This window comes from Ornithinimicrobium sp., assembly GCF_051004135.1.
Taxonomy (GTDB): domain Bacteria; phylum Actinomycetota; class Actinomycetes; order Actinomycetales; family Dermatophilaceae; genus Ornithinicoccus.
Genome location: NZ_JBPCKQ010000248.1, coordinates 1 through 3531, shown reverse-complemented (window position 1 = coordinate 3531; position 3531 = coordinate 1). Strand labels below are relative to the sequence as shown.

The window sequence follows — 3531 nt, the reverse complement described above, 5'->3', positions numbered from 1 at the left end:
CCGGCGCACGCTCCGCAGCCGGGTCGGGGATCGTGGTGCGGACCTTCTTCTGCCGCCGCACCCCCTGCCAGCCGTTCGCGCGCATCAGCCGTTCCACGGTGCACTTCGCGACCGGGATGCCCTCGCGTTGCAGGTGGGCCCACATCTTCAACGACCCGTACAGCGACTCCGGCTTCTTGCGGCCGTTCTCGTCGGGCTCGTAGTAGCCGGCCAGGATCTCGGTGATCGTGGCGTCCCACAGGGACCGCTTCGAGGGCGCCCTGGTTGCCCACGCCTGGAACGTGCGCGGGGCGATCTTGACGCCGTGCTCGGTGAGCACGCGGCAGATCGGAGCGACCCCGAACCGGTCCCTGTGGTCGGCGATGAACTGACAGACCTCAGCAGTGGTCAGCGACGTGAGCGCGGGTCGCTCTCCCGCACAAACAAAGACGTCGCGGCCTTGAGCACCTCGATGGTCTCCTCGAGCTCGCGGTTGCGCTTCCTCAGCTCGCGGACCTCGGCAGCGGCCTCGGTGCTGATCCCCGCACGCTGCCCGTCGTCGACCTGCTGCTGACGGATCCAGTTGCGCAGCGTCTCGGCGTTCATCCCCAACCGCTTCGACACGGCATTGATCGCCGCCCACTCGACTCGCTCGGGTAGTCGCAGCGATGGTCGACGACGAGACGGACTGCCTCGGCCCGGGTCTCCGGGTCGTACTTGCTCGCCATGAGATGCACCTTCCCAACGAAGGAGGAGTGCATCAAACCCGGGATGGTTCACCTTGCCCGCCGACGAGCCGGCCCAGGTCCTTGGTGATGGTGCCGGGCCGCAGCCGACATCGAGCACGCTCATGCTCGGACGCAGGTGCGGGAGCAGGTACGCGCACGAGTTCTCGGCGGTATGCCAACGGTGTGGGCGCAGGACGCTCTCGTGGTGACCGCGCGTAGGCGCTCATGGTGACGAGCGTCGCTCGTGCCGCGGTCCATGGGCTGGGCAGGTCCTGGATGCTGCACGCCGATGATTCCTGGGTGCCGACTGGCCCGAGGTTGGGCCAGAAGGCGGGGAATGTTGCGGGTGTGCGGAAGCACACCATGACGGCGCGCGCCGGTGGTGCCTTTGCGCACACCTGGCCGGGGCCCCGCCCTGCGCAGGCCGCAAGAACGGCGATCACATGGGCGTGGCGTACGCGGAGGTCGAGTCCAACGAGCGAGACGTGGCGCTGTTGTGGCGCCCGCGTACCTGGGGGAGCAAGCCCGGTGCATGCAGTTCACCGCCGACACCCCAGCCCGGGGTGTGCGGGTTCCCTACCCGCTGCTGCCGGTCGCCCCTGGGCCTGGCCGGGCTCATCGTGCTGGTGAACCTCGCGGCCATCGCCGCAGAGCCGCGAACCGCCCGCTCGACGACGGGCCGGCGGGCACTGCGTCCGCGCTGGCGTGTCACCCCGATGGCAACCAGTACGCGCAGAAGCGACGGGCCGCTAGGCTTCGCCACCGCCAATATGAACGACACAGGCTGGGGCGACTCACCCGCTCGCATCAACGTCACGGGGCTTGCGGAGGCCGTGCATTCGGGACAACGTCACCTCGTGGGCCAGCTCGCCGCACTACGAGTCATCTCCGGCACGAGCAGCCGCCTTGCAGCTGGTGAGCGCCCGATCCAAGATCTCGATCGCCAGGTCGATCTCGTCGTGGGTCACCGACAGCGGCGGCGCCATCCGCAGGCAGTTTGAGGTGCGCCCGTCGCCCTTGACGATGTTCATCGACAACCCCAGGGCCAGGCACTCGGCGGTCACCGCGGCGCCGAGGCTGGTGGCTGGGGTCCTCGAGTCTCGGTCGGTGACCAGCTCGATGCCGACCAGCAGACCGCGGCCGCGGACGTCGCCGACCTCCTCGTGACTCTCCTGCAGCTTGTGCAGCTGGTCGAACAGGTAGTCGCCCATCGCCTGCGCCCGCTCGACCAGCCCCTCCTCCTCGATGACGTCGAGCACGGCGAGCCCGGCTGCGGCCGGCATCGGGTCGGAGACGTGGGTGGTGAGGTGGACGAAGCCGTTGGCGTGCGCGCGGTCCTCGATCTCGGCGCTGGTGATCGTCGCCCCGAGCGGCACCCCGCCACCAAGTGTCTTGGAGACGGTCAGGATGTCGGGCACCACACCGTCCTGCTCGAAGGCGAACATCGACCCGACCCGGCCGAAGCCGGTCTGCGCCTCGTCCACGATCAGCAGCATGCCGCGTTCCTCGCACTTGTCCTTGGCGGCCTGCAGGTAGCCCTCCGGCAGCGGGATGATCCCGCCGGTCGACAAGACGGGCTCCACGATCATCGCGGCCAGAGATCCGACGGAGGCCTGGTCGACGGTCTCGAAGCCGACGTCCAGGCAGACCCTGTCGCATGCGTCCAGGCAGTGCCGGATCGGACAGCGGTACTGGTGCGGAGCCGGGATGGCGAAGCTGCCCGGCACCAGCGGGCCGTATCCCTGGTGGCCCATCGAGAACGTCAGCGAGTTCGTGCCCGCGAGCAGGCCGTGGAAGCTGCGGGTCACCCCGACCATCTCGAACCTGCCGGTGTAGGACTTGGCCAGCCGGATCGCGACCTCGTTCGTCTCCGACCCGACGTTGAGCAGCATCGACCGCACCAGCGGTTCGGGCAGCAGCCGCGCCAGCCGCTCGGCCAGCCCCAGCACGTCATCGTTGACCATCCACGAGTTCAGGTGGATGACCTCGCGCAGCGAGCGCTGCACGGCCTCGACCACGCGGGGATGGTTGTGCCCCAGCGTCGAGCTGATCTGCCCGGAGGTGAAGTCGAGGATGCGTTGGCCGTCGGTGGTGTGCACCCACGAGCCCTCGGCCTTCGCCACCACGAACGGGGCGAAGTCGCCGGCGTAGCGGATCAGGTACTGCTCGCGTTCATCGTGCGCCACGGTTGGCCCTCCACGTCACCCCCGGACTGTTGCGGAGGACGCGGGTGGGCGTCAACCGCGCCGGGTGGCTGCGACCCGGCGCGGCTCCGACCGGCGGCCCGGGATTGTGCGGTGCGCGCAGCAGACGCCGGGCCACCCCGAGTGGCCCACTCGGTTCCTACCGCACCGGTCTGTCGGCCGGCAGGGTGCCCGACGGACCGAGTGGTGCGCTCACCCGCGGCCGCGGGACGGCCGGCTCCGACCGGCGGCCCGGGATTGTGCGGCGCCGGCTACAGCCCCTGAGACCATCCCGACCGGCGCACTCGGTTCATACCGCACCGGTCTGTCGGCCGGCAGGGTGCCCGACGGACCGAGTGGTGCGCTCACCCGCGGCAGCGGGACGGCCGGCTCCGACCGGCGGCCCGGGATTGTGCGGTGCCGGCTACAGCCCCTGAGACCATCCCGACCGGCGCACTCGGTTCCTACCGCACCGGTCTGTCGGCCGGCGGGTGCCCGAGGGACCGAGTGGTGCGCTCACCCGCGGCCGCGGGACCGCCAGCTCCGCCCGGCGGCCCGGGATTTTTTTGCGCCGGCTCCAGCCCCCTAGACCACCCCCACCAGCGCACCCCGGTCATACCGCCACGGTCTGTCGGTCGGCA

1 protein-coding gene and 1 pseudogene are annotated in these 3531 nt (G+C 70.2%); both read right to left on the bottom strand.

What is annotated here, in order from left to right; translation table 11 throughout:
* Positions 1 to 707: pseudogene (locus ACR2FV_RS18035) on the bottom strand (IS3 family transposase); the annotation flags it as partial.
* Between the two features lie 875 nt (positions 708 to 1582).
* On the bottom strand, positions 1583 to 2893 hold the full coding sequence (locus ACR2FV_RS18030; protein WP_434017090.1) for an aspartate aminotransferase family protein: 1311 nt from the start codon (positions 2891 to 2893) through the stop codon (positions 1583 to 1585).
* Positions 2894 to 3531 lie beyond the last annotated feature (638 nt).